The organism is Rhizobium sp. NPDC092011, assembly GCF_044756305.1.
In the GTDB taxonomy this organism is placed as follows: Bacteria; Pseudomonadota; Alphaproteobacteria; order Rhizobiales; family Rhizobiaceae; genus Rhizobium.
The window spans coordinates 1-19,747 of record NZ_JBIVSO010000016.1 but is presented as its reverse complement, the minus strand read 5'-3'; the positions used below and the strand labels follow the sequence as shown (position 1 = coordinate 19,747).

Genomic DNA, 19,747 nt, shown 5'->3' with positions numbered 1-19,747 from the left:
TCGCCATGAACCCGAATGAACTGAAGCAAGCCGTCGGCAGTGGGCTGCTGTCCTTTCCGGTCACGCATTTCAATCAGGATCTCTCATTCGACGAGGCCAAATATCGCAATCATGTCGAATGGCTGGCAGGCTACGATGCTGCGGCACTGTTTGCCGCTGGCGGTACCGGCGAGTTTTTCTCCCTCAATCCCGCGGAAGTTCCGCAGGTGGTTCGTGCCGCCAAGGCTGCGGCCGGCAACACGCCGATCATCTCCGGAACCGGCTACGGGACCTCGCTTGCCGTAGAAATCGCAAGGTCGGCGGAGAAGGCGGGTGCCGATGGCCTGCTGTTGCTGCCGCCCTATCTGATGTTCGCCGAGCAAGCAGGTCTCATCGCGCATGTGAAAGCGGTCTGCAAGGCCGTCGGTATCGGCGTCATCGTCTATAATCGCGACAACGCCATACTCACAGCCGAGAGCCTGGCGAAACTGGCCGACGAGTGCCCCAATCTCATTGGCTATAAGGATGGCGTCGGAGAAGTCGACAAGGTGATCGAGATTACCACGACGCTCAAGGATCGGCTGGTCTATGTCGGCGGCATGCCGACGCACGAGGTCTATGCACAGGCCTATTTCGCCGCAGGCGTGACGACCTATTCGTCCGCGGTATTCAACTTCGTGCCCGCGCTGGCTCAGCGATTCTACGCGGCGTTGCGCGGGGGAGATCAGGCAACGGTAGACGCGATCCTCAAGGGCTTCTTCTTCCCGCTGGTCAGTCTGCGCAATCGCAGAAAAGGCTATGCCGTTTCGATCATCAAGGCGGGGTTGCGTGTTCTCGGCAAGGATCCAGGCCCCGTCAGGCCTCCGTTGACCGATTTGACCACAGAGGAAATGGCGATATTGGAAAAAATCGTCACCGCCGCCAGCTAGTATCCGTTGGAAAGGTCGCCCGAGCGACCAAACGGCCGACCGCCAAAGCTTGTGGAAAGGGACAATGCTTCAGTCTTCGCTCACGGACCTCAGTCGGACCTTCGTCTATGTTTCCGCATCGGCTGCAGGGATGATCGACATCTATGAAATGGAGGAGGCAACCGGCGCGCTCACGCCGATATCCTCCTTCGAAGCCGGTGAAATGGTCATGCCGATGGCTGTTGGCGTGGATAGGAGGCATCTCTATGCCGCCATCCGTTCACAACCCTATCGCCTGTTGACCTTGGCGATAGATCCGGCGACCGGCAAGTTGGAGCGGAGGGCAGAGGCGCCCTTGTCCGATAGCATGGCGTATATTTCGACCGAACCATCGGGCAGGACGCTTCTCGCAGCCTCCTACGGTGGCAACAAGGTTGCGGTCCTGCCGATCGGCAGGGACGGGCTTGTCGCAGAGGGCGAGCGACAGATTGTCCCCACCGGACGCAATGCCCACTCGATCCTCTGCGATCGGAGCGGCAGATACGTTTTTGCGACAAATCTTGGTTCCGATGCCGTATTGCAATTCGTCTTCGACCCGGAAAGCGGCATGTTGGAAGCCAATGATCCGGCCAGGATTGCAACAGGGCAGGGCTTCGGCCCGCGTCACATCGTTTTGTCGCCGGATAACAAATATCTCTATGTCCTGACCGAGCTGACGGGACATGTGATCCACTATGCATTGGATGCGTCCTCGGGAACGCTGACCGAAGTCGAGAGCGTCGCATCCGTTCCAGGCGAGGCTGGTCTGTCTCCCGGCATCGCACCGTCGGCCTTGGGCCTGGTGGATGACGGCAAGCCGAAAGTCTGGGCCGCCGATATCGGCATCACGCCCGATGGCAAGTTCCTCTACACGACGGAGCGGACCACGAGCACGATTGCACTCTTTCGCGTTCATGGGGAAAGCGGGAGGCTCACCTACGTTACCAGCTATCCGACAGAGCAGCAGCCGCGCGGCATTCGTATCGACCCGTCGGGTTGCTTTCTGGTGGCGTCCGGCGAAAAGTCAGAGCGGCTCTCGGTCTACGCGATAGATAAGGCTGGTGGCGAACTCGATGTCGTCGGTCGATATCCGGTCAGCGCCGGCGCTAACTGGATCGAAATCGTGAGGTTTAAGTAACTCTGCCGGCTGGCGTTGCCGGTGATGATGGTCAATCGCCATCTCACCGTGTCGCCATCTCCAAAATGAGGTCCTCGACCTCGGAAGGAGGCAAGGGTCTGGCAAGCAGGTAGCCCTGGAACATCTCGCATCCGGCGCCCGCGAGAAAATGCGCCTGTTCTTCGGTTTCCACCCCCTCGGCGACGACTTCGAGTTCGAGAGTTCTGCCAAGTGATACGATGGCGGCGGTAATTGCCATGTCACCAGCCTTGTTGGGAATATCCGCGATAAAGGATCTGTCGATCTTCAACCGCGAAAGCGGAAAACGTCTTAGAGTGCTGAGGCTTGAATATCCGGTGCCGAAGTCGTCGATCGCAAGGCTGACGCCCAGCAGCTTCAACTCGTGCATGCGTTCTATGGCGCCCTCGAGGTCGCGCATGATCAGACTTTCCGTGAGTTCAAGCTCAAGCCAACGGGGATCGAGCCCGGCGGACTGCAGCGCTGATGACACCTGATCCGTCAGCGAGCGTTCGAGAAATTGCCTTGCTGATACATTCACCGCCACTCGCAACATGGCAAGGCCCCGGTCTTGCCAGTCTCGGTTTTGCTGGCAAGCCTTGCGCAATACGATATCGCCGATTGCAACGATGAGCCCCGTTTCCTCGGCCAGGGGGATAAATGCGCCCGGAAGCAACAAGCCTTCGACCGGATGCTGCCATCGCACCAGCGCTTCGACGCCGACGACCTTGCCGGTGCGGATGTCCTTTTGGGGTTGATAATGGAGTACGAACTCGTCCCGCTCGACGGCGCGCCGCAATTCCTCGATACGGAGGAGTTTGTTGCGTGCTTCCTCTCCCATGGCGTGCGTAAACAGCTGAATGCGGTCGCGGCCGGATTCCTTGGCGCGATAGAGCGCCATGTCGGCATTGGCAAATAGCTCGGACGCCGTGTCTCCGTGTTCGCCGGAACATGCTACTCCAATGCTGCAGGTAACCCGAATTTCGACGCCGTCGATCGTCAAGGGTGCCGAGATCGAGTCGAGAATGGCACGCAAGCGCTCGGACATCGGGTCGGAACTTTCCTCCAGAACGATGATGAACTCATCGCCGCCGATCCGTGAGACGATGCCGTCGTTTCGGATCAGTGTCGATATTCGCCTTGCCACCACTTTCAGCAATTCGTCGCCGGCCGCATGGCCGAGACTGTCGTTGACAAGCTTGAAATTATCGAGGTCGACGAAAGCGACAGCGACATATTTCTGCTGGCGAGAGGATTTTTCGAGGAGATCTCCGAGCTTGCGGTCGAGCAGCGTGCGGTTCGGCAGGCCTGTGAGAGCGTCGTGCTCCGCCAGATAGGCTATGTGAGTGATATCCTGGTGCCGATCGATGGCAATCCCTGCTGTTTGCGCCACGCCTGCGAGGAATTCCATGAGGCCGGCATCATCATTGTCTCCAGCCTTGGCGACCATCAAAACGCCATGCCGGCCGCCATCGCGCGATAGGATGGGAAATTCGCCGGCTTCCTCCGTGAAGACCTCCGCTTGTCCGTCAGCGACTTGGAAATGGACGCGCCTTCCATCGAGCAATCTCTCGAGAAGCGCTTGGGCGTCCCTCAGAAATGATCCGAGATCGACGCCTCTTGCCACATCCTGCAGGAGCCTGGTCTGCGCGCTCATCAATTCCTCTGCGCGCTTGCGAGCGGAAATATCCCGTGATGCGCCGACCACGCCGATAATGTTGCCGCTCCGGTCCCGCAGCGGCACACGCGACATCATCAGCCATCCTTCGCCCCGGATGCGCCTCTCTTCGACACCGAGATCGGGCTCGCCCGTTTCCATGACGCGCCGCTCGACCTCGTCGATTTTCTCAGCGTCGGCCTCGGAATGGATTTCTGCGTCGGTAAGACCGATCAGCTCTTCGACGTTGTTGAAATCATTATTGGTGACAATGGCCCGATTGGCGAAAAGGAAACGGCCATCTCTGTCCTTGGCGTAGATGAAGTCCGGAACATAGTTGATCATTGTTTCGAGCCATTCATATCGCTCGGTGAGCGACAGATACTGCTCCTGCAGTGCATCGAGCCGTTGGCGGAGGCGCCGATCGTCCTCTTTCGATCCAGTGCTCATCGATTTCGTCGGTTTACCCGGCTGTCGCGTCATCTGCGGCTCTCTCATTTGTCGATAGACAATAGCGAGAACCAGTTATTCAACCGTGAAAGAAGCGCATCGATTCAGGCTGTCATAAAAAATGAGTTAAAGCGTATATGCGAGAAGTTGGGGTTGGGCTGAGGTTCGCGTCTCCGATTGCCGCGGTGGAATATTTCCGCGCCGGGCGCTTTCGATCGTCAGGACGCGATGGCGGCCTGTACTCTCGATCGGATCAGATAGCCGAGATTGCGCACGGCCCTTATCTCGACCGCGGCACCGGCAAGAACAAGCTTCTTTCGAATTCGGGAGATGTGAGCGTCGAGCGCGTTCGATTCGATTTCGTCTTCCAAAGTGTAGACCGCCTCGATCAGGCTAGGCCTCGTGACGATACGGTTCGGACGGCGCAACAGGGCCTCGAGTACCAGATACTCGCGTCGTGAAAATTCGATCACCGATCCGGCGATGCAGATCTCGTTGCTCCTGGGATCGATGGTGAGATTGCCGAAATCCAGGTTCCGGTCTGAAACCATCGAACCCCGCCGGCGGAGCGCCCGCAGGCGGGCGAGCAATTCTTCCATCGCAAACGGTTTGGCAAGATAGTCGTCGGCGCCACTATCGAGACCATCCACGCGATGATCGACACTGCCGAGGGCGGTCAGGACGAGGATCGGTACGGGATGCCTGCGTTGACGAAGCGTCACGACGAAATCCAGACCCTCGCCATCCGGAAGGCAGCGATCCAACACGAGGGCATCATATGTGCCCGTGCAGACCATCGCATCGGCGTCGGCGATGGTGCGAACGTGGTCGGCCAGCACATCACGACGCCTCAACGCCTCAAGCAAGGCTCGGCTCATTCCGGGTTCGTCTTCAAGTAGCAGAATTTTCAAGGGCGTCTCACTCGATGGGTGAAAGCTGTTGTTCACTGTTCAAGACCGGCCGGTTGATGAGAGTTGCCTCTCGCGCCAAAGCCGGCCGGTTGTTTTTTGGAAGGCGGGCGGCTGGACGAGGATGCCGCCGATGATGGTTGGCTCGCCGGCGTCTCTTGCGCGGCCACCGCTCGGCTGAGCCGGTGACGCGATCAGAAAACTGCAAAGGAAATGCCCACATGCTGCTTCTCCTGGAGATCGGAATGCCCGCATCGTGGCTTGCCATTGTCAAGAAACGGAGGAGATCCGGTGAAGACCGGTCCAGTCGCAACCGTACGGCTAGCATCGGAACTATCGCCGCTATCAAGGGGTGCGGGACGAACCGCTGGCGGTCGGGCGGCTCATCGCGGATGGTTACCGAGGTGAACGCCTTACAGTCGAAGCAGCGGAGAGCTCAGCCGGATTTGAGGCCCGACTGCACCTCTTCCAGCAAAGCGGGCTGTATCCGGGCTTCTTTCAACTGCGCCGCGTGCGGCCGTGCCTTGCGGGAGCGGGGCAAAACCGGCTAAAGCCCGTCCAGATAAATCGAGATTCTGCAGAGGACATATCATGAATCCCAGCAAGGCCGTCACGAACGGCAATCTCGTGCTTGTCGGCGTGCTTCTGATGGTTCTCGGCGATTTCATGTTCTCGCTGAATGATGCCATGGGTAAATGGCTGGTCGCGAGTTTCTCCGTCGGCCAGGTTCTGGTGATACGTTCGTTCGGCGCCTTCCTCATCCTTGCACCCATGATCATGCGGCAGGGAAGCGACGCGCTCTTTCGGATCGAGCATCCGCCGTTGCAGGTCCTGCGGGTCGTCATGACGACCGCCGATGTCGCTCTGTTCTACGCAGCCGTTGCCTATCTGCCGCTGGCCGATGTCATGACCTTCTACATGGCAGGCCCCATTTATGTTGCGGCGATTTCGCATTTCTTCCTTGGCGAAAGAATAGGCTGGCGGCGTTGGCTTGCGGTTTTGGTTGGTTTCGTCGGCGTGCTGATCGCGCTGCGCCCTTCGGCGGCGATGCTGTCCTGGTCGTCGATTTTCGGCCTGGGCGGCAGCCTTGCTTTCTCGATGACGCTGGTCCTCAGCCGAAGGTTGCGGCATACGAGCGATGCCACGCTTGTTGCCTGGCAGACTGTTGCCGCGCTTGCGGCAGGTCTGGTGTTGAGCATCGGCAACTGGCGCTCGGCGTCGACGCTCGACTGGGGAGCCATGCTCGCGCTTGGCGTTGTTGCCGGCGCCGCCCACATGCTGATCACCCGCTCCTTGAAGCTTGCACCGGCATCCTTGCTCGCACCGCTCCAATACAGCCTGTTGATCTGGGCGATCGCGCTCGGCTTCCTGTTCTTCGGCGATATTCCCGATGCGCAGATCATCGTCGGATCCGTCATCATCGTGCTTGCCGGCCTTTTCATCTTCCATCGAAAGAGTCTGACCGAGAGCATTCCAAAGGATGCGATTGCGCGGGATGGGCATTGACGCGGCGCTTGTCGCCCAACCAGCACATCCGTTATGAACGCCCTCGAAGGAGGCCGCTCCCTGCGCGCCGTCTTCTTTTCGTGTGGACGTAACTCGTCCGTGACGATCTCTGAGAATCGCAGGACGTTTGTCGGTGAGCGTTTCAGCTCACGCTAGCCGTGCCGAGAGGCCGCCGGTCCAGGAAAAGTACACAGCAGGTTTGCGTCCGGAATGCGCTAGCAAATAAGAAGATAGCGCATTGTCGCGATTCAAGAAAAAGGCAGAAACGCTCTATCTGGCAGGCTGGACCAGATTGGCGAGAAGGCGAAAGGCGCCGGGTACGAGGCGGTCGAGTTGGTGGTGCAAGACAAGGCTCGTATGGGTGTGTCGCCCGCTGCCGATCTCTGCTGAAACCAACCCTCCGAAGAGAGGCTGCTCACCATCGTCGTGCATGGAGAGCAGAGGCTGGTAGGCATCGTTCCAGCTCGAGGCGAAATATAGACCCCGTTCCTTGTGCCACCCATTCCAATCGTCTTCGCCAATGAGATTTGGTCCCGTCAGCAGCGGATGTTCCGGCACGAGAACGGTGACCGGGGCATCGGGATTGGTGACGCGCCAGCGCAGCGAAGGCGATCCGATCACGAGCTTTCGCGGTGGCGTGTGGTCAGGATGCCACCCATCGGACGGTCGGTGATAGAGGGTCAGCAGATGTCCGCCCATCTCCACGAAACGGTGCAGCCTGTCTGTGGCGGCGTTCAGATCCGAGCGTAGTCCGAAGGCAAAGATACCAACCACGATCGTTGAAAATTGCGAGAGATCGCCTGCAAGATGACGCTCTTCCAGATCGGTGACATCGAAGCCCATCCGCTTCAGCCAAAGACCGGTATTGTCTGCGCCGCCGCCGACATAGCCGATACGGGCGTCAGGCAGGCGCAAATCGAGCGCAAGTATCTGCAGAGCGGTTTGTTCGCGCCAAAGCGCGGTGCCGACATGCCGATAGTTCATTGCAGTCGCCTGCCAGGTGGGTGTTCCGTCGATCGCAGGCAGCAGGCGCGTAAGGCCAGGCTTCACATCTTCAGGCGCGCGCAATGTCAGGGCCGACCCCTGCACGTCGGCAAGCCATCCGTTCTCTGGCCTGAATGTGATTTGGTTCGCAAGCCCGTCGACGGCAAGTTCGACCCGCCACTCGGCGATCTCAGGCTGGCGCGTGGAAACGACAAGCGCAGAGGGATCCAGTCGAACCGATGTCGCAGGGATGACGATAAGGGGCTCCTCCAGATCAACCAGAGTCTCCGCATCGTGCTCGCCAAACTGCGCCTCGAGCCGGATAAACCCCTGACCATTGCCGCCGAGCGCGCGCCATGCCGGCGCAAAGAGCGGTGAAAGCCCCGCCCTCTGCGAGACGGAGACTGTAAATTCCTCGCGACTCGTTTTCTTCCTTTCGCAAAGAGCTGCACAGCCCTCCGGCAACACGACTTCGGCCGTGACAGCGACATCGCTGGCGCCGGCTCCGTATTCGACGACAAGGCTTGTCTTGCCACCGGATGCCAGGATGGGCCTGTCGAGGCCAGCGCGCTCAAACAACAAGGCTGCCTCGATCAATGCTGCATCGAGTTCCTGAAGCTTGCGCCTCAACCGGTGTCCATGATGCTGCAGGAAATCGTCAGGTGAGCCGGAAAGAGTGGACTTCAGGTTTTTCGCCGCATGGACCAGTCGCTCGATGATGACCGCGCGTCTCGGATAGGCGGCGATGGCGTCTTCAATGGCCGTGTCCGCGCCGAGCAGCGCTTGCTTGACGTCCCCTGGCAGTCCGTCGGCGGCAGCGAGCGTGGCGAGGGACTGCGGGAGCGAAGCAAAGATCGTTTCTTCCGTATGGCTCGCAGGCAATTTCAGATGCAACGGCCATTCGGATTTCGGCACGTCGGGCCAGCGACCCATGCCCTGTGTGGCGTGGCAGGCTCGCGACCATTCGCCGATCCGGTCATAGTCCGCGCCTGTCGCCTCGTCGCGCCCGGTTGCCCGAATGCTCAAGGTTGCGTCTGGCGGCGGCAGCTCGTCATCATAGGTATCGCCGCCGCCGGACCATGCCGGCAGGTAGAATTTCGCGACCTGCCATGGCATCAGCCCTTCGGCAAAGTGCTCGGGGAAGGCATTTTCATCCGCTGCAAGCCGCACGGCCTTCTCTGCTGCGCGTGTCATGGCGCGGTGATGACCGTGCTGACCGGGGACGTCAAGAAAGGTTGGAAGTACGATGTCGGGCCGCTCGGTGCGATAGGCGCGCACCAGACGCTCCACGGTCTTTTCCTCGCCCCAATGTGCGAAGGTGCCGTCGCCATCCTTGGAAAAACCGAAGTCGTGCACGGTGTCATCAGGACCATGGCCAAGCCAGTGTATATCGCAATCGAGGATGCGTGCGGCCTCTTCCATTTCCCGGCTGCGGATCACGCCGAGCGCGCCGCCGCGTTCCCGCCCGAGCGCATTCTGGCCGCCTTCGCCGCGCGTGGAGCAGGCGATAACGACCTTCATGCCGAGCGCGAAGCGGAAATAGGCCATCAGCCCGCTTTGCTCGTCGTCTGGATGCGCGCCCGTATGCATCAGCGTCACCGTCGATCGCAGTCGGCTCAAGGCTCTGTGCAGACGGACAAGGGCAGGGGACGATTTCTGGCGGTCGATGCGCTGAAGGGCGGTGAGCATGGTTCCTCGCGGATCTCTTACAATTCTGAGTTCATGTCGAGCTTCGGCGTCATCGCCTCGAACATCGGCAGGGATGCTGCGCCGAGTGCGGCGGTGAACTGGCCGGTCTGTCCGCGCAGGACGCGCGGCAGAGCACGAGCACGGCGGCTTGCGACCGAGATGGGCAGCTCGCCCATATGCCGGATCAGGTCGTCTATGATGGCATCCGGCAACATGCCGCCGAGGATCACTGTTTCGGGATCAAGGATATTCTCGATCATGGCAATCATCGGCGCGAGGTGGTCGGCGGCCTCCTGCAGCCAACCCATCAACACCGGGTTGCGCTGGCCATGCAGTTTTTCGAGTCCGTCGAAGTCCGTGTTCTCAATGCCGGCGGCATGAAGTTTTTCACGCAGCGCATGGAGCGAGGCGTAGGTTTCCAGGCACCCCTTCTGGCCGCAAGGGCAATGGCGGCCATTCGGTGTGATAACGACATGGCCGATTTCGCCGGCATTGCCGAAAGCGCCGCGAAACGGCGCGCCGTCCTGAATAAGGCCGAGGCCGATGCCGGCCCCGAAATAGATCATGGCAAAATTGGAGATCGCGTGACCGGCGCCGAACAAGCGCTCGCCGACGGCAGCGGCATTAGCGTCGTTTTCGACGAGCACTGGCTCACCGCAGGCCTGGCTCAAAACCTCGGCCGCATCGAGCCCGGACCAGCCGGGCAAGGTGGTCGGGCCGACTGAACTCATGCCTTCAATATCGAAGGGACCGGGCATGACGACGCCAATGCCGAGAAGCCGGGCGGGGAAGGTTGCCTTGACTGCATCGACTTCAGTCCGCAACTGCGCCGAGAGTTTCTCGGCACTGACATCGAGAACGGGGCGAACATGTTGTCGGCGCGGTGTGCCGGAAAGGTCGAGCACGGTCGTCACCATTTGGGTAGAGCCCATCTCGACGCCGATGGTCATCGCGCCCTCGGGATTGACGGCGAACTGGATCGGTGGCTGGCCGCGACCGGTCTTGAGGCGGCCGAGCTGCATCAGGAGGTTATCCGCCACCAATTCGTCGACGATATTGGCAATGGCCTGCGCGGTCAGGTGAGTGAGGCGGGCAATATGCATGCGTCCCAGGGGGCCGTGACGGCGCACCACATCGAGCACGACGCGGCGATTGTGGTCGCGGATCCGCTCCGGGTTCTTGCCGAGAGTGACGGCCAGCGGCACCTTGGCCGGTTGCTGTGTCATGTGTCCTCCTGCTTCTCCAAACGAATAGCGCGGGGCGTTTTTAACAGCAATATAATAATTCAACTAAATTATCTTATTGACAAAGCGCACCTAAAGTTGAAGCGTAAAGGACAGGGTGGTGAAAGCTGCCTGGCGTCCTTGCGGGAAGATGGTTTTCGCATGGAGCAAGGAGTTGGTGTCGTGCTTTAGCTGTGCGGCATGTGGTGGAACGTGCGGATGGGAAACGCCTGTCCGCAGCCAAGCCTGGCAACCGCATTTGGTAAACCGGCGGGTGGGGGCAAAAAGGGAGGTTTTATGCGTAAGCTGTTATTGGCAGGTCTGGTTGCAGGGTTCAGTGCCCTTGCGGCCAATGCCGCTCAGGCTGTTGAAATCGAATATTGGCAGTATGTCTTTGAGACGCGCGTCAAGGCGATGGACAAGCTGATCGCAAATTTTGAGAAGGCTAATCCAGACATTAAGGTCAAGCAGGTCACGTTCCCTTACGATGACTATCAGACCCGCGTGATCGCTGCGAAAATGGCGGGCAAGAGCCCGGACGTCATGCAGCTCTTCTATGGCTGGCTCGACAAGTTCGTGGCTGGCGGCATTCTGCAGCCGCTGCCCAAGGATGCCTTCCCGCACGACAAGATCGAAAGCGAATTCTTCCCGATCGTTTCGGCAATGAAGCGCGGCGACGACTATTACGGGCTGCCGACGGCCGTGCGTTCGCTCGCCCTGTTCTACAACAAGAAGGCGTTTACGGAAGCCGGCATCGATCCGAGCAAGCCGCCGAAGACCCTCGACGAGCTGGTCGAAGCCGCCAAGAAGACCACGAAGCGCGACGCTTCGGGTAATCTTGTGGCCGAAGGCATCACGCTCGACATGCCAGGTCAGGATCAGCATTGGTGGCGCGAAGTTCTGGTACGCCAGTTTGGTGGCCAGCCTTACACCGATCATGATCGTAAGGTCGCCTACAACGATGCCGCCGGCGAAAAGGCGCTCGCCTTCTACACCGGCCTCCAGACGGAGCATAAGGTCGGCGAAGTCAAGTTCATGGACGAAGGCCAGGCGGCTTTCCGCGCCGGTATGGCTGCTATGACCATCGACGGCACCTTCCGCCTCGGATCCTTCCGTAGCATCAAGGACTTCGAATGGGGTGTGACGGAACTCCCGGCCAATGCCGAGGGTGTTCGCTCCAACTATGCCAGCTATTTCGCCAATGGCATCAGCGCCAAGGCAAGTGGCGAGAAGTTGAAGGCTGCCGAGAAGTTCCTGAACTACATCTCATCGCCGGAAGCCATGGACATTTGGCTGCAGGATGTAGGTGAACTGCCGGCCCGCCGCTCCGCTGCCATGACCGAGAAGAACTTGGCCGACCCGATCTACGGCCCATTCCTCAAGGGGCTGGAATATGCGCATACGACCATGTTCGCAGACGAGCAGAAGCAGCGCCAGATCGCGATCGATATGGCCAACCGCGTGATCCTCGAGAAGCAACCGGTCAAGGATTCCGTCGATCAGGCCGCTAAGGCCGAGCAGACGGTACTCGACGCGGCAAAGTAAGAGCCACGGCAACCCGACGAAGCGGCGGATGCCGCTTCGTCTTCTCCTGCCTGTCCACGGCAATGCATATTCCGCTGCCGAAGGGTTTTGAAACATGACAATGACGGCTGAAACAGGCGGCATGGCGAACAGGCCTTCGGGCAATCGCTTTACGGACCGCCTTTCCATGCGCACGCGACGGCTGATCTGGGTATGGAGCTTTCTCGCTCTGCCGATCCTGTTCTATTCGGTGATCCGCTTCTACCCGACGCTGGAAGCCTTCTGGCTTTCTCTCACCGATTGGGACTTGATGAATCCGCCGAAATTTATCGGCATCGCCAACTACCAGAAGCTGTTCTCCGATCCGGAATTCTGGAAGGTGTTCAAGAACACCTTCACCTATCTGTTGATCGGCACGCCGATCAGCCTCCTGGTGTCGTTCACGATCGCTTATTTTCTGGATCGTGTGCACTTCATGCATGGGCTCATTCGTGCCCTCTATTTCCTGCCTTATCTGACGACGGCAGCCGCCATGGCATGGGTCTGGCGCTGGTTCTATCAGCCTGCGCCGATCGGCTTCATCAATAATATTCTGAACTCTATCGGCTTGCCGCAGCAGGGCTTCCTGCGCTCGGTCGACCAAGGGCTCTATGCCATCATGGCAACATCCATCTGGGCTGGCCTCGGCTTCCAGATCATCATCTTCATGGCCGGTCTGCGCGCGATCCCCAATACGTTCTACGAGGCGGCGCGCATCGACGGTCTCGGCGAATGGGCGATCCTGCGCAAGATCACGATCCCGCTTCTGAAGCCGACCACGGTTTTCCTCGTCGTCTTCTCCTCGATCGGTTTCCTGCGCATCTTCGATCAGGTCTACAACATGACCACGAACGATCCGGGTGGCCCGCTCGGCTCCACCAAGCCGCTGGTGTTGATGATCTATCAGACCGCATTCTCCTCCTATGCGATGGGCTATGCGGCTGCGCAGACCGTCGTTCTCTTTACCATCCTGCTTTGCGTCTCGCTGCTGCAGCTCTGGATTCTGAGGGAAAAGAAATGACAATGTCAGCCCAAACCAAGCCCTTGCCGTTCCAGAACCTGCGGCCCGGCCGCATCCTGACATGGACGCTGCTGTTCATCGGCGGCCTCATCATGATCACGCCATTGGCCTTCATGTTCTCCACCTCGCTGAAGACGGCGGGGCAGGTCTACGATCTGCGCCTGATCCCGGCCGAACCGACGCTGCAGAATTACGTGACCATTCTCGCCGACGGGCGCTTCCTGCGCTGGTTCATGAATTCCATGATCGTCGCGGTGGTCGTCACGCTGTCGAACGTCTTCTTCGACAGCCTTGTCGGTTACACGCTGGCCAAATTCCAGTTCCGCGGTCGATATTTCATTTTCCTCGCCATTCTCTCGACGCTGATGATCCCGACGGAAATGCTTGTGATCCCGTGGTATCTGATGTCGAGCAAGCTCGGCTGGCTGGACAGTTATTGGGGCATCATGTTCCCGGGCATGATGACGGCCTTCGGTACATTCCTCATGAAGCAGTTCTTCGAAGGCGTTCCGAACGATTTTCTCGAGGCGGCCCGCGTCGATGGCCTCAACGAATTCCAGATCTGGTGGAAGGTGGCGATGCCGTTGGTGACACCTGCGCTCTCGGCACTCGCAATCTTCACCTTCCTCGGTAACTGGACCGCGTTCTTCTGGCCGTTGATCGTATCCACGAGCCCGGAACTTTACACACTGCCGGTCGGGCTTTCGAGCTTTGCCGTCGAGCAGTCCATCCAGTGGGAAATGATCATGACGGGCGCCGCTATCGCCACGCTTCCCACGCTCCTCGTCTTCCTTCTTCTACAGCGTTACATCGTCCGCGGTGTCATGCTCGCAGGCCTCAAGGGTTGAACCATGTCCGATCTTGATCCCCGGCTCTCCGACAAAAGCGTCTTCCCCGATCCGGTTTACAAGGAAACCGTGCTTCGGCCGCTTTTCGATGGCGCCAAGACCCACCACGTCGACGGCTTCCGCCGCATCGACCGTGCGCATCTGGTGATGCTCACCGAAACAGGCATTCTGGACCGTGAGCAGGCTTCTGCAATCGCGGTTGCGCTGGAGGCCATTGATAGGGAAATCGATCCCTCCACGCTCACCTACACCGGCGAGGTCGAGGATTTTTTCTTCCTCATCGAAAAGGAACTGAAGGCCCGCATCGGCGCCGACATCGCAGGACGCCTGCACACGGCGCGCTCGCGCAACGATATCGATCACACCTTGTTCAAGCTTGGTCTGAAGGAGCGTATCGACACGCTGACATCAAAGGTTCGCAACCTTCTGGATGCGATGATCGCTGCTGCCGAACGTGAGAAGGAGACCCTGATCGTCGCCTATACGCACGGTCAGCCGGCGCAGCCATCGACATTCGGTCATTATCTTTCGGCGGCGATAGAGGTTCTCGTTCGCGATCTTGAGCGGTTTGAAGCTGCGCGCGCTATCGTCGACCTGTCCCCCATGGGGGCAGCGGCGATCACGACCTCGGGTTTCCCGATCGATCGTGCGCGGGTCGCCGAACTGCTGGGCTTTAAGGCTCCCCTGTCCAATTCCTATAGCTGCATCGCCGCTGTAGACTATATTACCTCTACCTATTCCGCGCTGGAATTGATGTTCCTGCACCTCGGCCGCCTCATCCAGGATTTCCAGTTCTGGACAAGCTTCGAAGTTGGCCAGATCTACGTGCCCCATGCTTTCGTGCAGATCTCATCGATCATGCCGCAGAAGCGCAATCCGGTGCCGGTCGAGCATATGCGGCATCTGGCGAGCCAGACTATGGGCCGGGCACGCACGGTTCTCGACGTCATGCACAACACGCCATTCACCGACATGAACGACAGCGAGGGCGAGACCCAGCAGATGGGCTACGAAGCTTTTGCCTCGGCCGGCCGGGTTCTCGACCTGCTGGCGGCCTTTATCGGTGCGATCCGCATCGATCCGTTGCGCGTTGCGGAAAATATTCGTCGCTCCTGCATCACCATCACGGAGCTGGCGGATTCGCTGGTCCGCATCGAGGACCTCTCGTTCCGGCAGGCCCATGAGATCGCGGCTAAAGTGGCGCGCGCCGTGGTCGCGCGTGGCGGCGGGCTGGAGAAGGACGGCTTCGAGCCGTTCCTCGATGCGTTTCGCGAGGCTACATCCCGCGAGCCGTCTTTTGACCGTCAGACGTTCGAGGAGCTGGTATCGCCGCAGCATTTCGTCGCCGTGCGCGACCGGCTCGGCGGGCCGTCGCCTAAGGCGATGGACCAGGCGCTCGCCCGACATAAGGCAGAGGCGGATCGTTTCAAAGCGCTGGCGTCCGAACATGCAGCAAGCGAAGCCTCGGCTGCGCGGGAACTTAAAGAGAAATTCAGTGCACTTGTGGAGGCACGCTGATGGCGACCATCGAACTCGAAAAGCTGGTCAAGCGCTATGGCAAGGTCGAAGCCGTTCGGGCTATTGACCTTCAGATCAAGGACGGCGAATTCGTCGTCTTCGTCGGGCCTTCGGGTTGCGGCAAATCCACGACGCTGCGCATGATCGCCGGCCTTGAGGATATTTCCGGCGGTCACCTGAAGATCGGTGGCGCCGTCGTCAACGAGCGCGATCCCAAGCAGCGCAACATCGCCATGGTGTTCCAGAACTATGCGATCTATCCGCATATGACCGTGCGCCAGAATATCGGTTTCGGTCTCTACACATCGAAGCTGTCCAAGGCGGAAAAGGACCAGCGGATTGAAGAGGCCGGCAAGGCACTCGGCCTTGAGCCTTATCTCGACCGTCGTCCGGCCGCTCTCTCCGGCGGCCAGCGCCAGCGCGTCGCCATCGGCCGCGCGATGGTGCGCAACCCATCCGCCTTCCTCTTTGACGAGCCGCTGTCCAACCTCGATGCGCAATTGCGTGCGCAGATGCGTATCGAGATCAAGCGGCTGCATCAGCGCCTGAAGACGACGACTGTGTATGTGACCCACGATCAGGTCGAAGCCATGACCATGGCCGATCGCATCGTCGTCATGCGCGATGGCCGCATTCTACAGACCGGCACGCCGACCGAACTCTACGAGAACCCGGTCGACGTGTTCACAGCCCGCTTCATCGGCAGCCCGTCGATGAACCTGACCAAGGGGCGCCGCAGCGGGACGGGAGTGGAACTTGCTCCGGACGGTGATGTGCTTGTCGGTGTTCGTCCGCACGACTTGAGGGTTGAAGAGGGCCAATCTGGCGGCTTGTCGCTGCGCGGCACTGTGACGGCGGTGGAACCGCTCGGAGCGGAAACACTGGTTCATCTCGATGTCAACGGTGCATCGGTGATCGCAACTGCCCCGGGTAAGGTCATTCCGGAAACCGGCAGCACCCTTGCCGTTTCTGCCCCTGCGGGCAGCCTCTATCTCTTCGATGCCAAGACCGAAAAGAGCCTGGGCCGTCTATGACATCACAACAATTGAAGCGTCCGGCGGTCCTCAGCATAGGACGGATATACTGCGACCTCATCTTCACCGGCCTGCAGTCTCTGCCGCAGGCGGGGCGTGAGGTTTTCGCCGAGGACATGAAGATGGCAGCGGGCGGCGGTGCCTTTATTTCGGCCGCACACCTCGCGCACGCGGGCAGGGCGGCGGCGCTTGTCGCCCGTCTCGGCCTTGACGGCCTGTCGCGCGGGATCGAGCCGGATCTCGCGATCGATGGTCTTGATCTGCGCTTTCTTGAGCGCGCCGAGGATGCCGGTCCGCAGGTGACGGTGGCAAGCGTGATCGGAAATGATCGCGCATTCCTGTCGCGCCGCGCCGGTGCCGCGCTACCCGCAACGCTTTCGGCTGCGCTGCAGTGGAAAGATGCTGGCCATCTGCACATCGCCGAGTTCGCAACGCTGCACGAAATACCGGATCTGGTGCGGCAGGCAAAGTCTGTGGGGCTTTCGGTTTCGCTCGATCCGAGCTGGGACGAGACGCTGATCTACGATCCGGACCTCCTCGCGGCTTGCGAGGGCGTCGATATATTCCTGCCCAATCGCGAGGAAGCTCACGCGATTACCGGTCACGGCGAACCCGCCGCCGCTCTTGACGTTCTTGCAAGGCACTTTCCGATCGTTGCTTTGAAGGATGGCGGCGAGGGCGCTTGGCTTCGCTCCGCCGACACGCAGGCCCACTTGGCGGCAAAAGATGTTCCGGTGATCGATACGACAGGTGCGGGGGATGCCTTCAATGCCGGCTTTATCGATGCCTGGCTCGAAGGACACGATGTGAACAGGGCGTTGGACGCAGGCATCGAATATGGGAGTCTCGCGGTGCAGGCCGCGGGAGGCGCTGCGATCTTGCGCTCTCCAGAGAAGGCGACGGGCTGAGACGGTGCAGGAAGCCGTAGGCGGCTGACTTCAGATTGAAAAGTCAGCCGTCATGAACCTCGCGCGGACCTAGGCTAGAAAAGCCTCCACATGATGAGGATGGTTTCGATCTTCTCCGATCGGCCGCAAGGCTCGTATGTCTAGTCTTTTGCGATGCCGTTCTGGAACCACACGTCCAGATCCTTGCGTGCATTGCTGTCGGGCGCGAAATACTTGTCCTGCCAGCTCGCATCGCGGCTTAGGCCGGAGAAGGCATGGGTGCCGCCCTTCTGGATCATGTACCGGAAACGATAATGATCATAGACATCCAGAACATGGACGGCGTAGGCCTTCGAAAGATCGTCATGGCCCGAGACGAGCAGCATGTTCTCGTCATTGTTCATGGATGCACGATATCCGAGATTGTGGCTGCCGGTGATCACGACAGAGCCTGGTTGGCCCGGATCGATCACGACAATCTTGTCATGGATGATGGCATGGGCGCTTGGTCCTGCTTTGAGCAATTCCCTTTGCCAATAGCCGAACTGATCGTCGATGGCGGAGGCTGGCACGACATCGACCGACTGTTCGCCCGAGCGGTGGATCAATGTCGTATTGAAAGTCTGAGCCGCGTTGGGGTCGGTCACGGCGCCACGAATGAACAATTCAGGCCTCGCATTTCCCAGGCGGGCAAGCTCGTTCACGATGCTGGGGTTGCCCGGCTGGAAGGCGAGAAACACGATAGCCGTCTTGGCTTGCTGCATGAGCTGGTACACGACTGACAGATCGGGTGGCGGCGGCGCATCCGCAGACAGATGGCTTGGACGCGGATGGGGCGTGTTCGGCGAAAACCACACGGTGGCCATTGCCTGGTCCAAAGCGATATCCGTCGCACCGGCCTCCGCATCCGAGCTGCGCAAATCGTGGCCTTGCTTGGCGTCGTCATTCTGGGTGTCGGCAAGGAGCCTATCCCAATAATCCTTGTAGGCTTTCGCCAGTGTGGCGTCCTCGACGACAAGCGCATTGTTCGATTGGGCGCAGACCGCCGTGTCTGTCCAGTTTGTGCTGCCCAAAAGCACTGCCTGGGGCACCCCTTGTCCGTCCGCATAGATCATGAACTTGTTGTGACCGATATGGCCGCCGGGGACGAAGCGATCGAAGATCTGCAGGTTGGGATTGCTAGCGGCCTTTTCATGCAACGCCTGCCGCGCCGGATGATTTTCCTGATCGTCGGGACCGGTATTCGAGAGGATGATAGACAGTCTCGAAGCCTGGAGTAGGGCTCTTTCCAGCTCCACATCGTTAAGCTCGTATAATGCGGCATAGCATGTGCCACCCTCCGCCTCGGCTCGGCGCAGAAGCGAAAGCAGCCCGTCGATAATCTGACCGGCGAGGTTCTCGCGCAACGGATCTCCCGGCTGATCGATGCGGCCCTTCAGCGTGATATAGTTGGGTGCGCCACTCGGCCCGGCGGGGATCTGATGCGCGAGATACTGGGTCGAGAGAATTCCCCTGTTGAAGTAGGCGCTGCAATGTCCATGCTTTTCCGTGAGGGTGACTGGCTGGCTCTCGAGCGGTCCGATCCCGGTAATTGCCATCAGGCGCTGTCCTTCGACGATCTCGCCGCCGACCGGTGTCACGCGATAGCGATAGGTTTTGCCCCGTGTTGCGGTCAGATCCTTCCAGCTGAACTTCTGTATCGGCCAGATCCAGGTGTCCTTCATCTGCCAGGCCGGGTTGGTTTCGCCCGTGAAGCCGACCCAGGCCGGAAGTGCTTCCCAGCTGCCATCTCCTCCCGCGGCCAAGACCTCCGCTCGATCGATCGCAAAGCCAAGGCAGCCCGCGATTGGATTCTCGAACCGCCACGCTATTTGAACGACGTCGTTGTTGGCCCAGACTGTAATATCAGACATTGGATCGCCCTCCGTGCGATTGCGCGATGAACCTCCACTTTCATCGCTTCATGAAACCGTCTCACTGCTCCATGACCGACCGATGACGAAGCATACCGTCCCGTGCCGGCTATGACTGAGATGTGTCTCCTTCCCGGGATAGTTCAAGGCTAAGCATCAGCCGGATTGGTGTGCGGCGAAGGACGGGATATCTGATGCTCTCGGCGAGTTTCGATGTGCGATGCCCCAATCGCCGGCGAGGTGACCGCTCCAAACACCTGTAAAGCTCGTCTGGGAGGCGCCTTGCGAGAGGTGTCTGAAACGTGCATTTGAAAACATAATAAAATCAGTATCTTGTAAGATTTTCGTAATTTCTCTCAGAACTCCTATTGACGGCGGCGCGGTGCATTCTCTATAAGCCCGATCACTGACGAGGGCGGCGGCGCTGCTGGCGACGAAGTCCTTCGCTCTAGTGTTTCCTGGATTGGCTGCGATGCTGATTGATG

At 59.5% G+C, this 19,747-nt stretch carries 15 protein-coding genes; 9 read left to right on the top strand and 6 right to left on the bottom strand.

All coding sequences use genetic code 11. From position 1 onward, the window contains the following. The first annotated feature begins 5 nt into the window (after positions 1-5). Positions 6-908: a 5-dehydro-4-deoxyglucarate dehydratase gene (kdgD, locus tag ACIQJ2_RS32940; protein WP_400675844.1), complete on the top strand. Its 903-nt coding sequence runs from the start codon at positions 6-8 to the stop codon at positions 906-908. 64 nt (positions 909-972) lie between these two features. Next, entirely contained in the window at positions 973-2,064 is a 1,092-nt protein-coding gene (locus ACIQJ2_RS32935; protein WP_400675846.1) for a lactonase family protein, read from the top strand. Between the two features lie 43 nt (positions 2,065-2,107). Here the strand turns inward: ACIQJ2_RS32935 and ACIQJ2_RS32930 are convergent, their stop codons facing one another. Continuing rightward, on the bottom strand, positions 2,108-4,063 hold the full coding sequence (locus tag ACIQJ2_RS32930) for a putative bifunctional diguanylate cyclase/phosphodiesterase (protein ID WP_400675876.1): 1,956 nt from the start codon (positions 4,061-4,063) through the stop codon (positions 2,108-2,110). A 323-nt stretch (positions 4,064-4,386) separates the two neighbouring features. After that, positions 4,387-5,079, bottom strand: coding sequence for a response regulator transcription factor (locus tag ACIQJ2_RS32925; RefSeq protein ID WP_400675848.1), 693 nt, complete (start codon positions 5,077-5,079; stop codon positions 4,387-4,389). 588 nt (positions 5,080-5,667) lie between these two features. Here ACIQJ2_RS32925 and ACIQJ2_RS32920 point away from each other — a divergent pair. Next, on the top strand, positions 5,668-6,582 hold the full coding sequence (locus ACIQJ2_RS32920) for a DMT family transporter (RefSeq protein WP_199150158.1): 915 nt from the start codon (positions 5,668-5,670) through the stop codon (positions 6,580-6,582). Positions 6,583-6,852: 270 nt separating this feature from the next. Here ACIQJ2_RS32920 and ACIQJ2_RS32915 read toward each other — a convergent pair whose 3' ends face one another. Both ACIQJ2_RS32915 and ACIQJ2_RS32910 read right to left on the bottom strand, forming a co-directional pair. Beyond that, positions 6,853-9,255: a PIG-L family deacetylase gene (locus ACIQJ2_RS32915; RefSeq protein WP_400675850.1), complete on the bottom strand. Its 2,403-nt coding sequence runs from the start codon at positions 9,253-9,255 to the stop codon at positions 6,853-6,855. 17 nt (positions 9,256-9,272) lie between these two features. Next, a complete protein-coding gene (locus ACIQJ2_RS32910) occupies positions 9,273-10,481 on the bottom strand; it encodes an ROK family protein (RefSeq protein ID WP_400675852.1) in 1,209 nt (402 codons plus the stop codon). 294 nt (positions 10,482-10,775) lie between these two features. Here ACIQJ2_RS32910 and ACIQJ2_RS32905 point away from each other — a divergent pair, with 294 nt between their 5' ends. The 6 genes from ACIQJ2_RS32905 to ACIQJ2_RS32880 all read left to right on the top strand — a co-directional run bounded on the left by ACIQJ2_RS32905 (position 10,776) and on the right by ACIQJ2_RS32880 (position 17,370). Beyond that, positions 10,776-12,023 (top strand): extracellular solute-binding protein, encoded by a 1,248-nt coding sequence (locus ACIQJ2_RS32905; protein ID WP_400675854.1) that lies wholly within the window; start codon positions 10,776-10,778, stop codon positions 12,021-12,023. A 94-nt stretch (positions 12,024-12,117) separates the two neighbouring features. After that, complete coding sequence (locus ACIQJ2_RS32900) at positions 12,118-13,062, top strand: carbohydrate ABC transporter permease (protein WP_400675856.1); 945 nt, start codon at positions 12,118-12,120, stop codon at positions 13,060-13,062. Next, positions 13,059-13,910: a carbohydrate ABC transporter permease gene (locus tag ACIQJ2_RS32895; RefSeq protein ID WP_199150153.1), complete on the top strand. Its 852-nt coding sequence runs from the start codon at positions 13,059-13,061 to the stop codon at positions 13,908-13,910. The genes ACIQJ2_RS32900 and ACIQJ2_RS32895 overlap by 4 nt, the downstream gene beginning before the upstream one ends. Before the next feature lie 3 nt (positions 13,911-13,913). After that, positions 13,914-15,428: an argininosuccinate lyase gene (argH, locus tag ACIQJ2_RS32890; RefSeq protein ID WP_400675858.1), complete on the top strand. Its 1,515-nt coding sequence runs from the start codon at positions 13,914-13,916 to the stop codon at positions 15,426-15,428. Further along, complete coding sequence (locus tag ACIQJ2_RS32885) at positions 15,428-16,462, top strand: ABC transporter ATP-binding protein (RefSeq protein WP_400675860.1); 1,035 nt, start codon at positions 15,428-15,430, stop codon at positions 16,460-16,462. The genes argH and ACIQJ2_RS32885 overlap by 1 nt, the downstream gene beginning before the upstream one ends. Continuing rightward, complete coding sequence (locus ACIQJ2_RS32880; protein ID WP_400675862.1) at positions 16,459-17,370, top strand: carbohydrate kinase family protein; 912 nt, start codon at positions 16,459-16,461, stop codon at positions 17,368-17,370. Before ACIQJ2_RS32885 ends, ACIQJ2_RS32880 begins: the two co-directional genes overlap by 4 nt. A gap of 140 nt (positions 17,371-17,510) precedes the next feature. On the opposite strand, the gene ACIQJ2_RS32875 is transcribed toward ACIQJ2_RS32880, so the two are convergent. Continuing rightward, positions 17,511-19,262, bottom strand: coding sequence for a phospholipase D-like domain-containing protein (locus tag ACIQJ2_RS32875; RefSeq protein ID WP_400675864.1), 1,752 nt, complete (start codon positions 19,260-19,262; stop codon positions 17,511-17,513). Between the two features lie 156 nt (positions 19,263-19,418). After that, on the bottom strand, positions 19,419-19,747 hold a 329-nt coding region (locus tag ACIQJ2_RS32870), incomplete at its 5' end, for a hypothetical protein (RefSeq protein ID WP_400675866.1).